Consider the following 19,233-nt stretch of genomic DNA (forward strand, 5'->3'; position numbering starts at 1 on the left):
TTCATCTGTGAGCATCAGTCGGGGCATGGCAAGCTCGCAGTTTGTTGGTGTCGGAACCTGTATTCTGTGAGTTTGCCCCTATCCTGCCAATGCTATCCCTCAAAACGTCAACAGGCCCTAAACTTCGTTCAACACCCCTTACTTGTGAGCGAACCCATGCGGCACTTATACCTAATGCGGCACGCCAAGGCCAAACAGCCCAGTGGCGATATGACCGACCACGAACGGCCGTTGCGAAAGCGTGGGAAGCGTCAGGCAGCGGCAATGGCGCCTGTGCTGCAGCGCTGGCAAGCGTTGGAAGGGGAGGTTTACGTCAGTACAGCAGCTCGCACGCGGGAAACCTTCGACGAGATCGCGGTGCAACTGCCTGAGCATACTCTGATCAATCAGGTTCACTTCGATGAAGACCTTTACACTTTCGATGGCGGCGGGCTGCAGGCATGGCTCAAAGCGCTGCCGAATGGAGCCGAAAGTGTGCTGGTGATTGGGCATAACCCGGCGCTGCATGATCTGGCCCGTTGGCTCGATAAGGCAGCGCCGCATTTGCTGCCCACCGGTAGTGTGCTGCATTTCACCCTGTCCGGCTCTTCCTGGAAAAGCGTGAGGCGGGGCGGAGCCAAACTGGCAGGGTGCCTGATCCCGGAAACGGCCAGCTATGCTCTTTTTCAGCGCCTTGCCCCACAACCACGCAAACACAATAACGACACCGCCAGCCGCGTTCGTGACATGCTGGAGCACCAGTATCAGATGATCCGTGCCTTGGAAGCTGGCGTTATCGCAGGCGTTGACTCTGAGTTTCTGCACCAGTACCGGGTTAATCTGCGCCGTAGCCGGGCAGTGGGTGAATCCGTGCACGCCATTACCCGAGTGCCTGGCCTGAAAAAGATGCTTAAGCGGCTCAAGCAACGTGCCCAGGCTACCAGTGACCTGCGTGATATTGATGTGTTTCTGGAGGATATGGCCAAGACGCCCCCGCCGCTCTCTTCGGTAGCTCGCCAGGGGTTAACGCAGTGGCTGCAGGCCAGCCAGCGGGAACGGCATCAGACGCTGTGCCAGCAGTTAAATACACCGGAGTACGCTGAAGAGCTTGAGGGCTGGCAAAGTTTTATCACTTCCGATGATGTTGGGAAAGCGCTGTCAAAACTCACGCCAAAACGCATCAAGGCGGTACTGGATGCGCGCATCGCACGCCACGATGAGGATTTGGCGGCACTCTCATTAGACGCTCAAGACGCCGAGTTCCATGAGCTGCGCAAGGGCGTGAAGCGGATTCGCTACCTGGCTGATCTGAATCCAAAGACTCCTGAGCCGTTCCTGACTGAATTGAAGTATCGCCAGGGCCTACTCGGGGAGTATCAAGACCTGTGTTCCCGTCAAGCTTGGCTGGATGCCTTCAGCGCAAGCCCTGATAACGACCCGCAGCAACCCCAGGAGTGTGCCCAGTGGCGCGCTTCGTTAGAGAAGCCGAAGCTGGCGCTGCGCAAGAAAGTAGTGGCGTTGAAACCTCTTTCCAACGTGGCAACTTAACGTAACGATGTACCTGAAGTGCTCACCCTTCAGGATGACGAGCGTATTCCCGCTGAACGCAATCAATCTGGCGAAGATCATTAGGTGCGTTAAGCTGAAAGCACGACTTTCTGCATAGAGAAGCTTTGCTTTCTATAGGTAAGCACTTGAGCCGCAACGTTTGAAAGCCAGACGAAATGGAGGTCAGCGATGGCTAAAAAACCGACAGGCCGTGGAAATGGCAGCAAACCCACACGCGCAAGCAGGGCGCTTGCCACCGTATCGTGTAGCACCGAAAAGCTGCTGTTGGCGGCCCTGGAGCGGGGAGGCAGCTGTCTGGAAACAGGACGTTTTCTTATCAGCTTTCGTGACGGATGGATGGAAGAGGGTATCAAGTCGTTAAAAGCCCAGAACTTTCGGGTGGCTGATGCCCGCGACTTTACCAATCAGGCCGTCAGTCTGGAAGACGCAGGGGATGCCGAAGCAATGGTGTTTCCCGAGCTAGGCGTGGCACTGGTGGGTGGTGATGCTTTGGAGCAACATGGCATGAGTGTGTTGGATAAGGTGTCAGCGGATAGTCCTATCGAAATCATTGAGCCGGAGTACTTTGCGTTTTCCGAGAGCTCTGGTTTTAAAAGCTCTGATTATAAAAACTCTGGTTCTAAAAACTCGGAATACCTCCGCGGCTTCTTGCGGGCAGCGAGCACCATCGCGCGCGACTTGGGTATCGACCTTGATAAGGAGGACTCCGATGAGGGGGCTGAGTCTGATGCTCAGCAGTCGACATGGGGGCTTACCCGTTGCAGGGTGCCACAAAGCAGCTGGAGCGGTGCAGGCATTAAAGTGGCCGTGCTGGATACCGGGATGGATCTTGGCCACCCGGATTTCGAGGGTAGGGAGTTCGTTACCCGCTCATTCGTCGGGGAGCCGGTGCAGGATATCAACGGGCACGGTACGCACTGTATCGGCACAGCCTGTGGCCCCCAGGCGCCCGGTGAAAACACACAACGTTACGGGATCGCGTATGAGGCGCAGGTCTTCGTCGGGAAGGTGTTGACCAACTCGGGCAGCAGTACCGGGGCGGGCGTACTGGCTGGCCTGAACTGGGCCATCGCCAACCGGTGTGAAGTGATCTCGATGTCGCTTGGCAGTCAGAGCCCGGTGCAGGCCGCCTACACCCATGCGGGTGAAGCGGCGCTGCGTAATGGATGCCTCATTATCGCCGCGGCGGGGAATTCTGCGACCAATACAGGCGCGCCCGCCAACTCGCCTACCGTGATGTCGGTGGCGTCCCTGGACCAGAACCTGAAGCCTTCCAGCTTTTCCAATCATGGCAAGATCGAGATTGCCGCGCCTGGGCGCGATATCTTCTCCTCATGGCCACGGCCTACTCGTCATAAGGCGATCAGTGGCACAAGCATGGCGGCGCCACACGTGGCAGGCTGCGCAGCCCTTTGGGCTCAGTCTGATGACGAATTGAGGGGAAGGAAGCTGTGGCAGCAGCTGATGGCTTCGGTGCAAGCGCTGCCATCGCCTGAATCCAGCGTGGGAGTAGGATTGGTGCAAGCGCCCTAACGTGGGCGACGCGCTGTGCAGCCACTTCTTTCAGGCCGCTCAGCGCACTAAATTTGGAGATATGTCAGATGCCGACGGTAGCGCTATGGGTGATCACTATTTCCAGCGATCAACCGATAAATGAAGTGGCCACACGCCTCAGCGAGGAAGGGCTGACCATCAAGGACATTCTTGAAGAAATCGGCTGTATAACCGGCTCGGCAGACGATGTCACGGCGGAACGGCTAAAGCATATACAAGGCGTGGTGGATATTGCGCCCGATATGCAGATTGATGTGGGGCCGCCGGGGACGGATGAGACTTGGTAAGCTCGGTAAAAATTTCACTGGGATGAAGAGAGTTATGGTTTTAGTGGAGAAACGATATGACAGCCCCGGCAAAGAACACCGTTTGCCTTTGGTACGATGGTAGCGCGGAAGAAGCAGCGCGTTTTTACACTGATACCTTTCCTGATTCATTCATCACGGCCGTTCACCGTGCCCCGGGAGACTTTCCATCGGGTAAGCAAGGGGACGTATTAAACGTCGAATTTACAGTGATGGGGATTCCGTGTCTCGGGCTCAACGGTGGGCCTATGTTTGCGCATAATGAGGCGTTTTCATTTCAGGTTTCAACCGAGAATCAAGCCGAAACGGATCGTTATTGGGATTCAATTGTTGGCCATGGCGGTCAGGAAAGCGCCTGTGGCTGGTGTAAAGATAAGTGGGGAGTATCTTGGCAGATAACACCTGCCGCACTGATAAAAGCGATTACCAATCCTGATCCCGACGCGGCCAAGCGCGCTTTTGGAGCGATGATGCAGATGAGAAAAATCGACATTGCTGCAATTGAGGCGGCACTAAGCGGTTGAAGGCAGGCTCCTGATTGCCTGATTTAAGGGGCGCCTAGTTGATGAACCATTAATACTGCAGCCCAAAGTGCTATTTTTTCCTAACTTCTCTGCCGCAAATGGAACAAGCTCAAGGGTGATACGACTCGGCTGCTTATAAAGCAATCCGTTCCTTCCGTATCCGGCATACTGAGGGCGATGTGCTGTTAGTTCAGGGCGTTCCTGATGGCCATAAAGGTGCGGATATCCTAGGCTAGCGATCTCCGCACCAAACAAGAGACTGTTTAAACTAGGCTGTTGAATTCTATTACTAGGCCGATTCGGCTATTGCATTAGCTACCACCGCCTCCTGTAAATCAGCAACCAGAGCTTCAACGTTGCATAAAGCTTCAGTAACCGATTTAGCCAACACCTCCCCGCCCGCTTCCTGACCTTCGATTGCGATGTAATGAACGTGAGTGATGCCGATAAACGCCAGCGCGGTGGTCAGGTGTGTTTCCAGATGGTTCATATGGGCCATTTCTTCACCGGGTCCCATATTCACGCCACCTCGGGCGGTAAGAATAACCGCTTGTCTTGGCCGATCAGCCAGCTTCGGGACATAAGGGTCAATCGTTTGGCTCTCGTCGATACCCACCGTTCTTCCGAGGCGAATTATCTGGTCGATCCACGCTTTAAGGGCGGCAGGCATGCCGAAGTTGTAGAGTGGCGTACCGATCACAAGAATGTCTGATGCAATCAGTTCATCTACCAACTGATCACTTTCTGCCAGCGCTTTTTTCATCCAAGGCTCGAGACGTTCTTCAGGCGTAAAAGCAGACGCAATCCAGTCATGGTTGATAAAAGAGGGTGGATGTTGACCTATATTACGGTAGGTGACGGTATCTTGCGGACGACTGGATTGCCACTGGTTTATGAATCGCTGAGTCAGGTGACGGCTGTGGGAGCCGTGATTATCGGTTCCCGCAATACCGGGTCGGGCGCTAGCGTTTATGTGCAGGATATGTGTCATGGTAACCTCCTAATCTGAGTTGAGCTCATCTATGATTAACAGCAGGCTTAGGGTAGGTTCTGATTAGTGGCCCAAACAAACGATCTTTTCTTGCAGTTATAGATGAGTAAAACTCATTCATGAACCATCGTCGATTACCCTCTCTATCGTCACTTCGCGCTTTTGAAGCGGCTGCCCGTCATGAAAGCGCGAAACAGGCCGCACAAGAGCTGTCGGTGACTGCCACTGCTATTAGCCACCAAGTCCGAGGACTCGAAGAGGCGCTGGGTGTTTCGCTGTTTTTGCGTAAACCCCGTCAATTGAAGCTGACACCTCAGGGCCGCGAACTGCAGCAGGTGCTGGAAGCAGCTTTTGATAGCATCAGCAGTGTCGTCGAGCGGCTCAGCGCTGCGCCTGTTCGCCAAACCATTACGCTCTCTACAACGCCTGCTGTTGCGGTGCGCTGGTTGCTCCCTTGGGTATGCCTGCTGCGCGACTCCCATCCAGATATTGATCTGCGTATTCATGCTTCGCATGAGCCGGTTCCGCTGGATGGGGTAACGGCAGACATTGCCATTCGCTATGGCGATGGCCGTTGGCCAGGGTTGGTAGCGGAAAAGCTGTTTGATAACACCTTTATCCCGACTTGTAGCCCACGCCTTGGTCTACACGAGGTAACACAGCTACCGTTGCACCCATTGATCCACTTCAGTAGTCAGGGGGCCATATCATCACCTCTGGATTGGGCGACGTGGCAGAAAGAGGCAAAGGTGCCTAGGCTGGACGTGAATGCCGGGCTGGTATTTTCTGATGAGACCCACGCTATCTCGGCTGCCGTTGGGGAGCAGGGTGTAGCGCTGATGAGCCGCCAGTTGATTCAGGATGAGTTGGAAGAGGGGCGCTTGGTACAGCCCTTTGGCCCGGAATTCGAAGGCAAACCGTTCTTTCTGGTCTACCCAGAAAGCCGACGGCATGATCCGGCCATTCAAGCGATCCGTGATTGGGTGTTAGCGGTTCCGGGTGGGCTGTGTACATTAACGCGCTAAAGAAGGCGAGATTGTTTTATACCGTTATCTTACAAGTTCTCCACAAAGCGTAGGGCGAGTATGGTTGCTAGCTGCTCAGCCCAGATTAGCAGGGGGCATCCATTGGATTTTCTTCAGTTCGTCTTCTTCCTGCCCCCGGTACTTTTCCTTTTCGAATAACTCTTTCTTGTCTTACCCGGACGCTTCGCTGCGCCACCTGCCTCACCCTGTGCGCTCTGCAAACTCTGCCTGAGCTTTGCCGCGTCGCTGTGAGTGAGCAGGCCGCGTAAATCATCCAGCAACGCCTGCTGAAAGGCGCCGGGGTCGTCCTGTTGTTCGGAAATCGCGCGTAGGCGCTGCTCCCAAAGGGCGGTTCGTTCGGGGGTGCTGACGGCGCTGGGTAGGGCGGTGATCAAGGCAGTGCCAAGCTTAGTGGCGCGCAGGGCTTTTTGCTGGCGAACTAAGTAGCCGCGCTGTACTAGGGTTTCGATAATGCCCGCGCGGGTGGCTTCGGTGCCCAGGCCGTCGGTGTCGCGTAGGGTGCGGCGTACGTCAGGATCATCCACGTAGCGGCCAATGTTCATCATGGCCTTGATCAGGCTGGCATCGGTGAACGGTTCCGGCGGGCGGGTTTCCTTCTCTTCAACCCCTGCGCCTAACGCTTGGCATGGCTCCCTTTGGGTGAGCGGTGGCAGCGGTGGGGTTTCATCGCGGGTCGTGAAGAGCGGCTTCCAGCCGGGGTCGAGAATGCTTTGCCCGCGGGCGCGGAAGGCTTCATTCAGTAGCGTAAACTCCGCTTTGACCTCGAAAGTGCGCAGCGGGCGGTAGAACTGCGCCATCACGTTGCGCACGATTAAGCGGAACACATGGCCTTCGGTGTCGGAAAGCTGACTGAAATCTGCCGGTTTTCCGGTGGGTGCGATCGCATGGTGCGCGCCCACCTGCTTATCGTTCCACGCCTTGGAGCGCAAAGTGAAGTCTGCGCCCTTCAGCCACTGCTGAAGTTCCTGATCGTTTTGGCAGGCGCTGGTCAGGCTGCGCTGGGCTAGCTGAAGATGCTCCTCGGGCAGGTAGCGGCAATCGGAGCGGGGGTAGGTAATCAGCTTGTGGCGCTCATAGAGCCGCTGGCAAATATCCAACACCATCTGCGCGGAAAGTCCATGGCGGCGGGCGGCATCTACCTGCAGCGCGGAGAGTGAGTAGGGCAGCGGCGGTGCCTGTCGTTTCTCCTGCTGGTCGAGCTTGGTCAGTTGCCCTGATGCGCCGGGTAACTGTGCTGCTAGGGCATCCGCGGGCGCGCGATCAATCAAGCGCCCTTGATCATCGAGAGGTTCATGCTCTTTGGGGGCCCACCAGGCGCGTAGTTGGCCCTGGGCGACTTTGAGATCCACCCATAGTGGATAGAACGGGTGGGGTACAAAGTCACGGATGGCGTTGTCGCGGCGCACGATCAGGCCCAGCACCGGTGTTTGCACACGGCCTACGGAAAGCACGCCGTCGTGACCCGCTTGGCGGCCAGTGAGTGTCCACGCACGGGTTAGATTGATGCCATACAGCCAGTCGGCACGGGAACGCGCCTGGGCTGCTAGAAAGAGCGGCTGGTACTCAACGTTTGAGCGCAGCTTGGCAAGTGCCCGGCTGACGGCGGGCTTGTTCAGGTCGCTAATCAGCAGCCGCTGCACCGGGCCGCGATACTTCATGTACTCGATGACTTCCTGCACCAACAGCTGACCCTCTCGATCCGGGTCGCCAGCGTGCACGACATCGGTGGCCTGTTTGATCAGCTTACGAATCACCGCTAGTTGGCCGCGTGCTTTAGAGCGAGGCATCAATTTCCACTGCTGCGGCACAATCGGGAGGCGATCTAAACGCCACTGTTTATCGGCGGGATCGTAGGCCTCCGGCGGCGCTTGCTCTAATAAATGTCCCAGGCACCAAGTGACCGTGGTGTCACCACATACCACAGCACCATCCTGGCGTCGGCTAGTGCCTGGTAACGCCTCGACAATGGCTTGGGCGAGGCTGGGTTTTTCGGCAATTATCAGGCGCATAGCAGCGAAGCCTTCATCGTATCTTTTGATGGTGCCTATGGTAGCAGACGCTTTCACGGTAAGTGACTGGCATTGGTGGATGGGGCAGCAAGGCAGTAGAGTGATGCGATAAGTTTTCAATGCTGTTAGTTTGTACAAAGTGTGTATAAATAATTGCTTGTAGTTGGATTGAGTTGGGTCATCGTGATGGGTTTTTAAGGGGTATAAGCATGCGCGAACAAGGCAGAACACGGCGCTTGATGGGCTTGGGCGCACGAACTGGTGGGGCGTTGCTGAAAACCCGCTTAGGTGGCCAGGCGGATTGGCGCGCCCTGGGGGAAGCGTTGTTTGAAGGGCTTTCCGAACTGAAAGGCCCGGCCATGAAGCTTGCGCAAATCATGTCTCAATGGGATGACCTGCTGCCGCCTGATCTTGCGGAGGAGCTAGCTCGCCTTCAGCGCCAGGCCGACCCTATGCCGTGGCCGCGTATCCGTGAAGCGTTGGTACTTCAGTACGGTGACATCGACCACTATTTCAGTGAGATTGAGGAGCGCCCCTTTGCCAGCGCTTCCATGGGGCAGGTGCACCGGGCAATTACCCACGAAGGCGAAACGATTGTGCTCAAAGTGCAGTACCCCGGCCTTGCCGAAGTACTGGAGAGCGATTTGATTCAGGTGCGGCGCATTATGCGTTTAGGCCGCTGGTTTAAAGTGCCCCAGGCGCGGCTGGATGCGCTGTTTGATGAGCTCGCTGAAAGCCTGCGTGGGGAGTTGGATTATTACGTCGAAGCCGCCGCGTTGGCCCGCTACCGTGAACGCTATCAGGATGATCCCCGGCTGGTGATCCCCGAGCCGCTACCAGCGTTTTCCGGCCAACATGTGTTGGCAATGCGCTATGTCCAAGGCACGCCGCTGCGAGAACTGGCAGACGCCGATGATGCCACCCGCCAGGGCATTGCCCAGACATTGGCAGACTGGATTACTCAGGAGCTGTTTACCTACGGCGAACTTCACGCCGACCCGCACGCCGGTAACTTCGCTGCAGACGCCCAAGGGCGACTGGTTATTTATGATTTAGGTGCCGTCATCGCCGTGCCGGAGACGCGCATCAAAGCAATGATGCAACTGCTTGATGCCACCTTGAAGTACGACCCCATGGGCATGGATGAGGCGCTGATGCAAATGGGTGGACGTCAGGGGCAGGGCGCGCCGCTGGCGCTGTATCGTGAATCGGCGGAGTGTATCGCGCCGCTGTTCGCACCGGGTGAGCAGGATTTCAGCGATGTGCGTGTTCACCGCCGTTTACGCGAGCTCACGCCGAAAGTGTGGGCGGCGATGGACCGTCTGCAGCCGCCTGCGGATACGTTGTTGCTGTCGCGTGCGCTCAATGGTCACTACTGGAATCTGGTACGTTTAGGCGCGCGGCTGGATATGCATGAGCGCACACGTCCACTGCTTGAGTGGGCGCATTAACGATAAACCGATTGCCGCTGCGATGGTGTCAGCCTTCGTGATAAACTATGTCGCCTTTAAACACAGTGGAGATGGCAATGCTGGCGGTATGGGTCGATCAGCTGCTGGGGTTTGCCTCTGGGGCACTCTCGGCAATCAGGCAGCAAGAGCATTATCCCGATTTCATGACCTGGGTGCGCGCCAAGGGCGCGGACGCCTTTGAAGGCGATGTGGCCATGGCACAGGCGCTGGCGCCGGTGTTGTGGTCACAAACCCCGCTGGAGCGGCTTAGCTTTGCCTGCGAGCCACTTGCCACGCCGGGGCGCAACGAGCCGTGCTGGTGCGACTCAGGACGCAAATTTAAGCAGTGCTGCTACAAAGTCGAGTTTCCCACCGACATCCCCGATCAGATGATGTGGATGCTCTCGCTGCGTGAGTGGAAGGGCGCTACCCTGAAAGCGGCGCTGGATAGCCAGCAGGCACCGGCGCAAGCGCTGCTAGAAGCGGGCCTTATTGCGGCTGAAAGCGGCCAGACCGGTCGCGCCATGCAGATTCTAGAGTCACTGTTTGATGGCAGCGACTGGTCACGGCTGCCCGAACAGGCTGACCCCGCGTTTGAAATCCTGCTGGATATTTATCAAGAGCGCGGTTTTACCCGCAAGCGTGCCGATCTGCTCGACGATGTCATGGAGCGCGGCCCGCTGTTCCTGCGCGGCGTCGCTCTCGAACGCCTGTGCCTGATGCACCTGGATAATGATGATTTAGACAGCGCCCGGGGTGCCTTTGTAAAAGCCCAACAGGCGCTGCCCGATTCGCCGACGTTGGCTTACATCGAAGCCATGCTGCTGCTACATGAAGGCCACGAGCAGGAAGCCAAGGAGCGCGCCAACTTCTGGTATCGCCGCCTGGTTCGCCAGGGCGAACTGGACGAAGACCAGCTGGATTTCCTGGCTGCTCTGGCGGAAAACCCCGGGGCAACGCTTGCCGACCAACTGCTCAGTGCAGAAGAAGACTTGGCCACACCGCTGGTGTCGCTTCAGGCGTTGCTGGCAGCGTTGCCTACCGCGCCGAAAATCGATATTCAGGCTGACCCTGAAAGTGGTCGGTTGCTGTATAACACCAGCGCCCGCGAAGCGACGTTGTTTGCCGCTTGGCATGAGCAGTTTCAGGTGCTGGTGGATGAAGACGTGGCGCTGGGTTTCCGCGATGACCCCTGGGGCAATGCGGTTGAATGGATGTCGGCGCTGTGCGCACATCCAGAATGGCTGGATGCCCCGCAGGTGGTGCAAGATTTAACGTTGGCACTCACCAGCCGTTTTGGCAGCCTGCCGTGGATGGCACCTAGCCTGCTGGAGCCGTTGGCACTGCGTCTTTCACGCTGGATGGAACAGGCCCGCGCCGAGGGTGACGGCAACCTGTGTTGGGACGATGCTGACAATGCCATGCTACTGCGCACCGGCCTGGCGCTGGTGGTCGGTATGGAGCGTGGCGCGCGCCAGCACTCTCGCGAGCTGGCCGAAGAGCTATTGCTGATCGACCAGGAAGATAGCTTGGGGCTGCGTGAGTTGGTGTTAGATCAACTGCTGCGCGACGACCGTAACGAAGAAGCGCTGGCGCTGGCCGAAGATAATGACGACGACGGCTCGCTGGTGCTGGGGTTGCTGATGGGCAAGACCTTGGCGCTCTATCGGTTAGAGCAGCGCGAAGCCGCTGAAACGGCGCTTAGTGATGTGCTTGGTCATAACCGCTACGCGCTAGAGCTGATCTGCGCCGAAAACCCGCGGCCTTCCATGCCCCACCCAGATGGCCAGGTTGACCCCGGCTCCCGGGCTGAAGCATGGCAGTACCGCACGCTGATGCGCGACCAGTGGCGCACGACGCCGGGCGCCCTGGATTGGCTTGAATCACACCGCTAGCCCAAATATTCACTCGTCTAAGTCTTCAAGCCTGTTTAAGCAGGCTTGGGGGTAGGCACTAACTGCTTGTCGCGGTTGATCCAGATGGCAAGCACAATGGCGGGCACGCCGAGTAGAGTGGCGATGACAAAGAAGCTCGGGTAGCCCTCGGCAGTAACCACGAGCCCGCCAAAACCGCTCAAGAATTTCCCCGGTAGCGTCATCAGCGATGAGAAAAGCGCATACTGCGTCGCGGTATAAGCGCGTGAAGTGAGGCTGGAAAGAAAGGCGATAAACACCGCACTGGCCAACCCGTTGGCGAGGTTGTCGCCGATAATCGTGACGACCAACATAGGTAGTTGATTACCCACCACCGCAAGCGCCGCAAACAGCAGGTTGGTCACCATGACCAACCCCGCCCCGAAGATTAGCAGCGGGCCGATGCCGTAACGCACCACCAGCAGCCCGCCTAGAATCCCGCCAGTAATACTCATCGCGATACCAAAGATATTGGTTACGTTAGCAATTTCCGCCAGCGAAAAGCCCAAATCGATATAGAGCGGATTGGCCATAGAGGCCATGGCCAAATCGCTGATTCTAAACACTGCAATAAACACCAAAATCCATAGCGCTTTTACCCCATAGCGGCTAAAAAAGTCGGTAAAGGGGCAGACTAACGCGCCAATGCTCCAGGCGCCCATACGGCGTAAAAATTTGGGCTTACCGCGGCTGGCGCGAATGAATGCACGTACCTTGGGTTCGTGAATAAGCTGAATAGAGAGCGAAGCCCGTTTGGGTTCCGGGCGCAGCAGTACGGTCAGCACGCCAATGCTCATCAGTGCTGCCATGCTGAGATACGCAACATCCCAAGAGGCGGATGCCGCGATATAAAGCGCCCCTGCGCCAGCGGCAAGCAGGCCTCCGCGGTAGCCAATAATATAGGTCGAGGCCATTGCTGCCTGGACGTTATCATCCGCGGATTCGATCCGATAGGCGTCGATGGCAATATCTTGCGTCGCTGAGCCAAAGGCAACCAGCAGTGCAAAGAGGGCCACCCAACCGAGATTGCCGACCGGGCTTACACCGGCGAGCCCCACCAGCCCGGCGGCAATCATCCCTTGCGCTAATAGCATCCAACCGCGGCGCTGGCCAAAAACGCGGGTCATCAACGGTAGCGCTAACCGGTCAACGACCGGGGCCCAGAAAAACTTGATCGAGTAGAGCATGCCGATCCAGGCAAAAAAGCCGATCGCCGCAACTTCCACGCCATCGCTGCGTAGCCAGGCGGAGAGCGTCGAAAACACCAACAGAAAAGGCAGCCCTGCAGAAAACCCCAGAAACAGCATGGTGATAACGGGCGCACGACAATAAATCGCCAGCGCAGCAAGCCAACTGCGCTGGGGGGGGGGGCTTAACATTAAGCGCTACTCCTGGAAAGACGTTAGCAATGGCCAAGTGATAAACTGAGGCAGTGTTCGATTACAAAGCCGACAGCTTACCGGAGAGGAGTTTTCCATGTCGATTACGGCGCATCAGGTAGTTACCTTGCACTATGTTCTTAGCGACGTGCTCAACGATAGCAGCAAGCAGGTATTGGATGACTCCCAGGCGCGCAATAAGCCGCTGGAGTATCTTCACGGCCACGACAATATTGTGCCGGGGCTGGAAAATGCCCTAGCGGGCCAAGCGGTTGGCGCCGAGCTAAGCGTTCAACTGATGCCTGCCGATGCCTATGGTTTACGCAACGAGGCGTTGATCCAGGAGGTCAGCCGTGGCTCCTTTGGCAATGCGGAATTGACCCCTGGCAGCCGTTTTCAAACCGAAGGCGAAGCCGGTCCGCAAATTGTCACCGTGCTGGAAGTGGAGGGCGACCGTGTCACTGTGGATACCAACCATCCGCTTGCCGGGCGCACGCTTAACTATCAGGTAACGATTCTGGACGTACGCGACGCCACCCGTGCAGAGCTTGCCAAAGGCCACCCGTTACCGCCGGGCACTGAGCACAGCAAGGTTGAAGACCGTAAAGTTTTATAGCGTGGTTGCGCTGCTATGAACGCCCAAAAATTGACTAGTATCAATTTCATATTCAACCGCGTACTCCCGCCACTCGCAACTTGACCTAGGTCAGCATTCTCCCACCGATGAGTGACTAGTATGAACGCATACATCACGGCGGGAGGATTCACCATGTATTGGGATGACACAGTTGTTTTCGGATTGGTCACCGTCGCTTTGGTTATCGCTTTTATGGTGGGTTGGGTCGGCTTCGTGATTCGCGATCATCTGCGTAAGGATGAACGCAAAAAATAGCCGACCTGCCTTGCGTCAACGTTGTCAGGGGAGGGGGTTTACTAGCTTAGTGAGCCTCTTGTTGCCAGCCCACAGTGGGCTGGCTTTTTTTTACGTTCCATATTCATCGTGAGTTGAAATTATATAGTCTGCGTTGAAAAGCAAAGCTAGGCGGGCTCTGGTAAAGTTCGTTGAAAGGATTAATACATCAGGAAGCTATGCCATGAACGCAGTTGCCTTACAATGCAGTCCATGGGTTCGTGCACGTGGTCTATTAGCGTGCGTGTTAATTAGCACTAGCGTCTTATTGCCTACAGCTGTTTTTGCGCAAGCATTGGATGTTATCAATGGCGATGTCACTCAGAAGATCGCCATAAGTGATTTACGCGCTAACTCCGATACCACTTTTACACTTTACGACCCTTACCAGGGGCGCGATGTAGAAATGCAGGGCGTAGCGTTTCAAGATTTTTTGATTGATCAGTTTGGTGAAGTACCGCCAGCGCTGCACTTCACCGCCTGGGATGACTACGAAGTGACCCTTGAAGGGTGGGACGACCCCACCTGGTATTTAATTACCTCAGAAGATGGTGCCCCGTTAACCATTCGTACACGAGGTCCCGTGCGGCTGGTAGAGCGAGACTATAGTGGCCGCGATGTCGCGAACCTGCGGGATTTCAATGACTGGATCTGGATGATTCGTAGCATAGAGGCGAAGTGGTGATATCCAAAGCCAAGCCTGCGGTGGCGCCATCCATTCAACCACGCCCTTTAGCTCGCCAGCCTCGCTATGTCACATGGCTGTCGCTGAGCGTGATGAGCTTTTTGGCGCTGATGGTGCTGATTGTTTATGAGTCGCGCTGGGTTTACCCAGAAATACAGGCCTATTTTAGCCAGACGGGCAATTTGACCGGTCAGCAACTGGCCACCCGTTCGCGGGTTTACTTACAAAATGCCCAATCCGAGCTGCTAGCCGACCAGCCTGAGCAGGAAGCTTTCGCTGCGGCTATCACCGACATTGAGCTCTCTTACGGCTTATCCGATATGCATGTTTATCGGCATCAGTATGAGTGCACGGAGCCAAGCCTGAGAATTTTAAACCGTGTATTAGCACGGTTAGAGGTGGCCGAAATTGATCGAGTCGGCGCGGTAGGCGAGTTGTTTGGGCCAATACAGTGCCTTACCCACATTGAGATGGATCAGTTAGACCAGCGTGGTGCGGCGATCAATGATTTCTCCGTAAGCACTCGCCAACATAACCAAGTACTGACGTATTCCAGCCTATTGATCTTCGTGATGGGGCTGGTGTTTTGGTGGCTTCATGAGCGCCAGTTACGGCGCACCGATCATGCAACGCAAGAGACTTTCGAGTGGATGCAGCGCGCGATGCGTGACCCACTTACTGGAATCGGCAATCGCAGCGCTTTGCATCAAGATGTGTTGGCAAAGCAGCATCAGTCGCTGGGGCTGATTCTGATCGATATCGACTTTTTTAAACAGTACAACGATGCCTACGGGCACCCGCAAGGCGATACCCTGCTGCGCCAGCTGGCCACCTTGATTGGTGAAACGCTTAATGATGAAGCGCAGCTCTACCGCTTGGGAGGCGATGAGTTTGCGGCACTCCTTCGCTGCCCCGATACTGAAACGCTAAAGAGCTACTGCTGTCAGTTAATTGAAGGGATTCGCGCAGCTGACTTTGCGCACCCCGCCCATCCAGATAAAAAAGGCGTTACCTTCAGTGTCGGTGGGAGCCGTTTTATGGCCGACGAAGCAACGTTTGCCTACGCCTACGAAGCCGCCGATAAAGCGCTCTACCGGGTGAAAGCAGCAGGACGTGATGGTTGGCAGGTTACTGAAGACGCATAATTTCTGCATACAGGGGCGCGAGCCTCCCCAGCAGTTCATTGCGTGCGCCAAGAGTAACATCTTCCTCCTCCATCGCCGCGTCGAGGTGCTCCACTACACGATTAAAATGTACGTTCGTCACTCCCATATGCTGGTGGGCACGATCCATCGGCGGGCCTTCGTAGCGGCAGGGGCCGTCGCTGATATCGCATAGCTGACTAGCCAGCGATTCAGCAAATAAATCGATATTCGTGTTTGCAAAAAACACCACCACCTCGGCATCATCCGCAATCCGGTATAAGAGGTTTTCAACCACTGCGTCGATCGTAGGCTGCCCTCCCAGGCGCTCGTAGAGCGTCGCTTGGTTGCGATTGTGTGCACAGCTGGCCAGAGAGAGGGTGATGGTCGTCAACATCAAAGCCATTAAATAGCGGCGCATTGTTATGTCCTTTTGGATGAGCTCTCGCAGTGAACTTAAAGCAGTAAAATTAAAGCAGTGAACTTAAAAAGCGGCCTGGAGTGAAAGGTACCCGCCGCGCTGGGAAGGCAGGCCAGCAATGTCGCCTAAATCCAGCCAAGCACCTGTGAGCGATAGATGCTTATTGAAGAAGTAGGCACTGTAAAGACTTTGCCAGTCATCCTCTCTCGCCTCGCTTAGGTTATCGGGTTTCTGACGATACTCAGCGCCAATAATCCAGCGGGGAGTGACAAACAGCCCCACGCTACCCTCGGCTAGCCACGAGCGGCCATCTTGGTTGCCACCAAAACCGAGTAGGCCTCCCTGGTTGGCATCGGTATTGCGCAGTGTTGCGTTGAGCAGCACGTTGCGGCCCGCAACTGCACTAAACAGCAGTTTGCTGGCGCTGAGATAAATATCGGTACCGTGCGTTTCGTCGGCACCCAGGGCGGTGGGGGTGGTGCCGTCGACTAGCCGTTTGTGCTGTAACCCAACGCTCCAAATACCCCAGGGGTGATAAAGCACATCGCCCAGTAAACGTACTTTAGCGCCGTAAATATCTTGGCCCAGTTCGCCGCCCAGCGTGTCTAAATCAAGCGTTTGACGCGCGACAGAGACTTCAGCTCGATCGTAAATATTCAGACTGGCGCCGGTTACCGTCAGCCGGTAATCATCCACCCAGGCGCGGGTAGCGGCGGCGGTAACGCCTACTTCGTGCTCGCTTGCCGTGCTAGCAAGCACCGCCCAGGGGGATAAACCTCCCCCCGCTGCGCCTTCAATGGCACTCACCCCGCCGGTACCTAAAATACGGCTGCCAGCATGGCTAGGCATGACGGCTATCGCCAGACTAAAGATGAAGCAGGCAACAAAGAAACGACAAAGTAAGGCCTTCGATAAGGTGCTGAGCGAAGCTAAATGCATTGGCACGGTGTAGCGTAACGTCATGGGGTTCTCTATTTAGATTCTCATGGGCGATAGGGCAGGGAGGGGAAGCACCAGCGGGGCGAAATTATCCAACCAGCCGGTGAGCTCTTCAGCGGGCATCGACTTGGCAATCCAATAGCCTTGGAGATAGTCACAGCCGAGCGTGCTAAGTAGTTCAGCACTGGCTCGATTCTCAACCCCTTCTGCAACCAAACGCAGGCCTAAACTGTGGCCCATCTCGATAGTCGAGCGAACAATGGTGAAGTCGTCCTGCTGGGTGTCGAGTGCCAGCACAAACGATTTGTCGATTTTCAGCTCATCCACGGGCAGGCGCTTAATTTGTGCCAGTGAGGAGTAACCGGTGCCGTAATCATCAATGGCGATACGCAACCCTAGTTGGGTGAGTTCTAGCAGGGTGGTCATGGCCGCATCCACATCCTGCATTACCGCACTTTCGGTTACTTCTAAACTCAACTGGTCGGGGGTGAGCTGATAACGCTTGAGGAGATCCGCTAGGTGTGTCGCTAACTGCGGATCCATAACATCGCTGGCGGAGAGATTAACGGCTACTGACAAGTGATAGCCTCGCTGCTGCCAAGCTTGGATCTGCGCACAAACGTGGGTTAGCATCCATTGACTAAGCATGCGGATATTGCCCGAGCGTTCGGCCAGCCCAATAAATTCATCGGGCGGCACAAAGCCCAGTGAGGGATGACGCCAGCGCATCAGCGCCTCACATTGATGGACTAACCCCGTATGAATATCCACCTTGGGTTGATACGCCATCCACAGTTCCCCATTACCCACTGCTTCCTGCAGATCACGAATGAGCGTGAGCTGGCGCAAATGATGTTCATCTTGCCCCTCCAGGTAGTGTTGATGCGCATGCCGATGGCGGCGTGCCATGTCTAACGCTATATCAGCACGGCGCAATAATAGCTGAGGGCTGTCGCCATGCTCGGGGTAGTTCGTTTCACCCGCTGAAAGCGAGGGGGTGATGGGTGATTTATCCAGGTCAATGGGTTGGTTTAGGATGCCAAACAGTTGTGTCCGCCACGCAACGCTGCTACTGGATTGTTTGACGAGCAGTAGCAGCTCATCGCCATCCAGCCGATACGCTTTGTTCTCTGGCGCCGGTAAATGCTGTAAACGATTGGCCAGAGTGGCCAATAGATGATCTCCAAGCGCGTAGCCAAAGGTGTCATTAATATCGCGAAAATTATTGATCGCTAGTCGCAGTAACGTGAAGGGCTCGCCCCGTTGGATTGAGAGGCTAATATCCTCCTGGGCGCTGATCCGATTGGGTAAATCGGTGAGTAAGTCGTGGCGGGATTGGTGATGAAGTACGGCCTCCCGCTGAATAATATCTTCCTGCATAGAGAGCAGTGTTGATGCCAATAAGCCCGTTTCACTGCGCTCTTGGCCAATTGATAAGCGGGTAATATGCTGACCCTGGCCGATACGCCGCGCCGCATTGGCCAGCTCTATGAGCGGTTTGCTCATGCTTCGCGCGCTCCACATGGCCACCAATAGGGTAAACAGTAGGATTAACGCGACAATACCGAGTAGCTGCCACTGCAGTGAGCGGTAAGCCCCCAGCAGCTCGTTGCGCGAAAGTTGCAGTAATGCATAGGTTTGATTTGTGTCATCGGCATATAACGGGCTGGCATAGGACAAATACTCAGCATCGGGCGTCATTTGGCTAGTGGATGAATACTCTCCTTTCATGAGTTCTTCACCACTGCCGCTCATTAACTGCCGTGCTAATTGCTCTTGGTGGGAGCTTGCGAGGTAGCTTATCTCGCCGTTATCACGGTAGTTAACCACGCTTATTTCTAGCCCGGTTAGCGCATTAATCTCCTCAGTCACTGCTTCATTGATTAAAAAGCCCATCCCCACCCAACCAATCAGATTAGGCGCACGCACTGGCAGCAGCGCGAACTCATACGGCTGCCCCTCGGCAATCACGACGCTAACCGCGGTGCCCTCTTGGCGAGCGCGCGCCAAGAGCTGCGGGAAAGGCATCGGGCTATTTTGTGCATGATGGCTGCTTGCCAAAACATGGCCATCAAGGCTACTTAAAAGCACCATGTCGGCCTTGGCACGATCACCGTGATTGGCCAGCACAGAGTAGAGCGTCTCGGTATCCTGGGTGGAAACGGCGCTCTTGAAGCCGAAATCATCGGCCAGTATAGCGACGTTATCTCTTAACTGTTCACCGCGTGAGCCCAGCAGTTGCTGCAATACGTTGGCGCCAACCTCTAAACGCTGAGCCCCTTTGGCGAGGATGTCATCTTGCGTAGCGCGCAGAAACGCCACGCCGGTGGCAAGCTGCGAAACAATCACCACCGTTAGCAGTACTAGCATCAGGCGTGTTCGAAAGCGCATAGCAACCTCGAAAAATGGCGGATCA

17 protein-coding genes are annotated in these 19,233 nt (G+C 55.9%); 11 read left to right on the forward strand and 6 right to left on the reverse strand.

Going from position 1 to position 19,233, the window contains the following annotated elements; all coding sequences use genetic code 11:
• Positions 1-156 precede the first annotated feature (156 nt).
• The 4 genes from HUO07_RS10220 (at position 157) to HUO07_RS10235 (ending at position 3,931) form a co-directional block, all read left to right on the forward strand.
• A complete protein-coding gene (locus tag HUO07_RS10220; protein WP_176303476.1) occupies positions 157-1,527 on the forward strand; it encodes a CHAD domain-containing protein in 1,371 nt (456 codons plus the stop codon).
• A 189-nt stretch (positions 1,528-1,716) separates the two neighbouring features.
• Positions 1,717-3,081, forward strand: coding sequence for a S8 family serine peptidase (locus HUO07_RS10225; RefSeq protein WP_176303477.1), 1,365 nt, complete (start codon positions 1,717-1,719; stop codon positions 3,079-3,081).
• Between the two features lie 68 nt (positions 3,082-3,149).
• The gene (locus HUO07_RS10230) at positions 3,150-3,389 is read left to right on the forward strand and encodes a hypothetical protein (RefSeq protein ID WP_176303478.1); all 240 of its coding nucleotides are present in this window, start codon (positions 3,150-3,152) and stop codon (positions 3,387-3,389) included.
• A 56-nt stretch (positions 3,390-3,445) separates the two neighbouring features.
• Entirely contained in the window at positions 3,446-3,931 is a 486-nt protein-coding gene (locus HUO07_RS10235; RefSeq protein WP_176303479.1) for a VOC family protein, read from the forward strand.
• 289 nt (positions 3,932-4,220) lie between these two features.
• Here HUO07_RS10235 and HUO07_RS10240 read toward each other — a convergent pair whose 3' ends face one another.
• A complete protein-coding gene (locus HUO07_RS10240) occupies positions 4,221-4,922 on the reverse strand; it encodes an FMN-dependent NADH-azoreductase (RefSeq protein ID WP_176303480.1) in 702 nt (233 codons plus the stop codon).
• A 119-nt stretch (positions 4,923-5,041) separates the two neighbouring features.
• On the opposite strand from HUO07_RS10240, the gene HUO07_RS10245 reads away from it, so the two are divergent.
• Positions 5,042-5,947: a LysR substrate-binding domain-containing protein gene (locus HUO07_RS10245; protein ID WP_176303481.1), complete on the forward strand. Its 906-nt coding sequence runs from the start codon at positions 5,042-5,044 to the stop codon at positions 5,945-5,947.
• 113 nt (positions 5,948-6,060) lie between these two features.
• On the opposite strand, the gene HUO07_RS10250 is transcribed toward HUO07_RS10245, so the two are convergent.
• Complete coding sequence (locus HUO07_RS10250; protein ID WP_176303482.1) at positions 6,061-7,977, reverse strand: DNA topoisomerase III; 1,917 nt, start codon at positions 7,975-7,977, stop codon at positions 6,061-6,063.
• 209 nt (positions 7,978-8,186) lie between these two features.
• Between HUO07_RS10250 and HUO07_RS10255 the strand changes: the two genes are divergently transcribed.
• Both HUO07_RS10255 and HUO07_RS10260 read left to right on the forward strand, forming a co-directional pair.
• Positions 8,187-9,428, forward strand: coding sequence for an ABC1 kinase family protein (locus tag HUO07_RS10255; RefSeq protein WP_176303483.1), 1,242 nt, complete (start codon positions 8,187-8,189; stop codon positions 9,426-9,428).
• A 77-nt stretch (positions 9,429-9,505) separates the two neighbouring features.
• Positions 9,506-11,323 carry an SEC-C domain-containing protein gene (locus HUO07_RS10260; RefSeq protein WP_176303484.1) on the forward strand — a complete coding sequence of 606 codons (1,818 nt, stop codon included), beginning with the start codon at positions 9,506-9,508 and terminating at the stop codon, positions 11,321-11,323.
• 35 nt (positions 11,324-11,358) lie between these two features.
• Here HUO07_RS10260 and HUO07_RS10265 read toward each other — a convergent pair whose 3' ends face one another.
• Positions 11,359-12,720, reverse strand: a complete 1,362-nt coding sequence (locus HUO07_RS10265) for an AmpG family muropeptide MFS transporter (protein ID WP_176303485.1) — start codon at positions 12,718-12,720, stop codon at positions 11,359-11,361.
• A 97-nt stretch (positions 12,721-12,817) separates the two neighbouring features.
• Here HUO07_RS10265 and HUO07_RS10270 point away from each other — a divergent pair, with 97 nt between their 5' ends.
• The 4 genes from HUO07_RS10270 to HUO07_RS10285 all read left to right on the forward strand — a co-directional run bounded on the left by HUO07_RS10270 (position 12,818) and on the right by HUO07_RS10285 (position 15,460).
• On the forward strand, positions 12,818-13,336 hold the full coding sequence (locus HUO07_RS10270; RefSeq protein WP_176303486.1) for an FKBP-type peptidyl-prolyl cis-trans isomerase: 519 nt from the start codon (positions 12,818-12,820) through the stop codon (positions 13,334-13,336).
• A 120-nt stretch (positions 13,337-13,456) separates the two neighbouring features.
• A complete protein-coding gene (gene ccoM / locus HUO07_RS10275; protein WP_157826455.1) occupies positions 13,457-13,612 on the forward strand; it encodes a cytochrome c oxidase subunit CcoM in 156 nt (51 codons plus the stop codon).
• A gap of 286 nt (positions 13,613-13,898) precedes the next feature.
• The gene (locus HUO07_RS10280; protein ID WP_246286615.1) at positions 13,899-14,315 is read left to right on the forward strand and encodes a hypothetical protein; all 417 of its coding nucleotides are present in this window, start codon (positions 13,899-13,901) and stop codon (positions 14,313-14,315) included.
• Positions 14,312-15,460: a GGDEF domain-containing protein gene (locus tag HUO07_RS10285; protein WP_101145374.1), complete on the forward strand. Its 1,149-nt coding sequence runs from the start codon at positions 14,312-14,314 to the stop codon at positions 15,458-15,460. The genes HUO07_RS10280 and HUO07_RS10285 overlap by 4 nt, the downstream gene beginning before the upstream one ends.
• On the opposite strand, the gene HUO07_RS10290 is transcribed toward HUO07_RS10285, so the two are convergent.
• From HUO07_RS10290 to HUO07_RS10300, 3 genes are all read right to left on the reverse strand, one after another.
• Positions 15,444-15,878 (reverse strand): group I truncated hemoglobin, encoded by a 435-nt coding sequence (locus HUO07_RS10290; RefSeq protein ID WP_176303488.1) that lies wholly within the window; start codon positions 15,876-15,878, stop codon positions 15,444-15,446. The genes HUO07_RS10285 and HUO07_RS10290 overlap by 17 nt on opposite strands.
• Positions 15,879-15,941: 63 nt before the next feature.
• A complete protein-coding gene (locus HUO07_RS10295; RefSeq protein WP_232774542.1) occupies positions 15,942-16,841 on the reverse strand; it encodes a DUF3034 family protein in 900 nt (299 codons plus the stop codon).
• A 12-nt stretch (positions 16,842-16,853) separates the two neighbouring features.
• On the reverse strand, positions 16,854-19,208 hold the full coding sequence (locus HUO07_RS10300; RefSeq protein ID WP_176303489.1) for a putative bifunctional diguanylate cyclase/phosphodiesterase: 2,355 nt from the start codon (positions 19,206-19,208) through the stop codon (positions 16,854-16,856).
• Positions 19,209-19,233: the final 25 nt, after the last annotated feature.

It is taken from the genome of Vreelandella maris, assembly GCF_013371085.1.
GTDB classification, from domain to species: domain Bacteria; phylum Pseudomonadota; class Gammaproteobacteria; order Pseudomonadales; family Halomonadaceae; genus Vreelandella; species Vreelandella maris.

Excerpts from the sequence above, each read along its gene's own strand:
- HUO07_RS10220 (WP_176303476.1), top strand. The coding sequence starts at position 157 with ATGCGGCACTTATACCTAATGCGGCACGCCAAGGCCAAACAGCCCAGT.
- HUO07_RS10225 (WP_176303477.1), top strand. The coding sequence starts at position 1,717 with ATGGCTAAAAAACCGACAGGCCGTGGAAATGGCAGCAAACCCACACGC.
- HUO07_RS10230 (WP_176303478.1), top strand. The coding sequence starts at position 3,150 with ATGCCGACGGTAGCGCTATGGGTGATCACTATTTCCAGCGATCAACCG.
- HUO07_RS10235 (WP_176303479.1), top strand. The coding sequence starts at position 3,446 with ATGACAGCCCCGGCAAAGAACACCGTTTGCCTTTGGTACGATGGTAGC.
- HUO07_RS10240 (WP_176303480.1), bottom strand. The coding sequence starts at position 4,922 with ATGACACATATCCTGCACATAAACGCTAGCGCCCGACCCGGTATTGCG.
- HUO07_RS10245 (WP_176303481.1), top strand. The coding sequence starts at position 5,042 with ATGAACCATCGTCGATTACCCTCTCTATCGTCACTTCGCGCTTTTGAA.
- HUO07_RS10250 (WP_176303482.1), bottom strand. The coding sequence starts at position 7,977 with ATGCGCCTGATAATTGCCGAAAAACCCAGCCTCGCCCAAGCCATTGTC.
- HUO07_RS10255 (WP_176303483.1), top strand. The coding sequence starts at position 8,187 with ATGCGCGAACAAGGCAGAACACGGCGCTTGATGGGCTTGGGCGCACGA.
- HUO07_RS10260 (WP_176303484.1), top strand. The coding sequence starts at position 9,506 with ATGCTGGCGGTATGGGTCGATCAGCTGCTGGGGTTTGCCTCTGGGGCA.
- HUO07_RS10265 (WP_176303485.1), bottom strand. The coding sequence starts at position 12,720 with ATGTTAAGCCCCCCCCCCCAGCGCAGTTGGCTTGCTGCGCTGGCGATT.
- HUO07_RS10270 (WP_176303486.1), top strand. The coding sequence starts at position 12,818 with ATGTCGATTACGGCGCATCAGGTAGTTACCTTGCACTATGTTCTTAGC.
- ccoM (WP_157826455.1), top strand. The coding sequence starts at position 13,457 with ATGAACGCATACATCACGGCGGGAGGATTCACCATGTATTGGGATGAC.
- HUO07_RS10290 (WP_176303488.1), bottom strand. The coding sequence starts at position 15,878 with ATGCGCCGCTATTTAATGGCTTTGATGTTGACGACCATCACCCTCTCT.
- HUO07_RS10295 (WP_232774542.1), bottom strand. The coding sequence starts at position 16,841 with ATGACGTTACGCTACACCGTGCCAATGCATTTAGCTTCGCTCAGCACC.
- HUO07_RS10300 (WP_176303489.1), bottom strand. The coding sequence starts at position 19,208 with ATGCGCTTTCGAACACGCCTGATGCTAGTACTGCTAACGGTGGTGATT.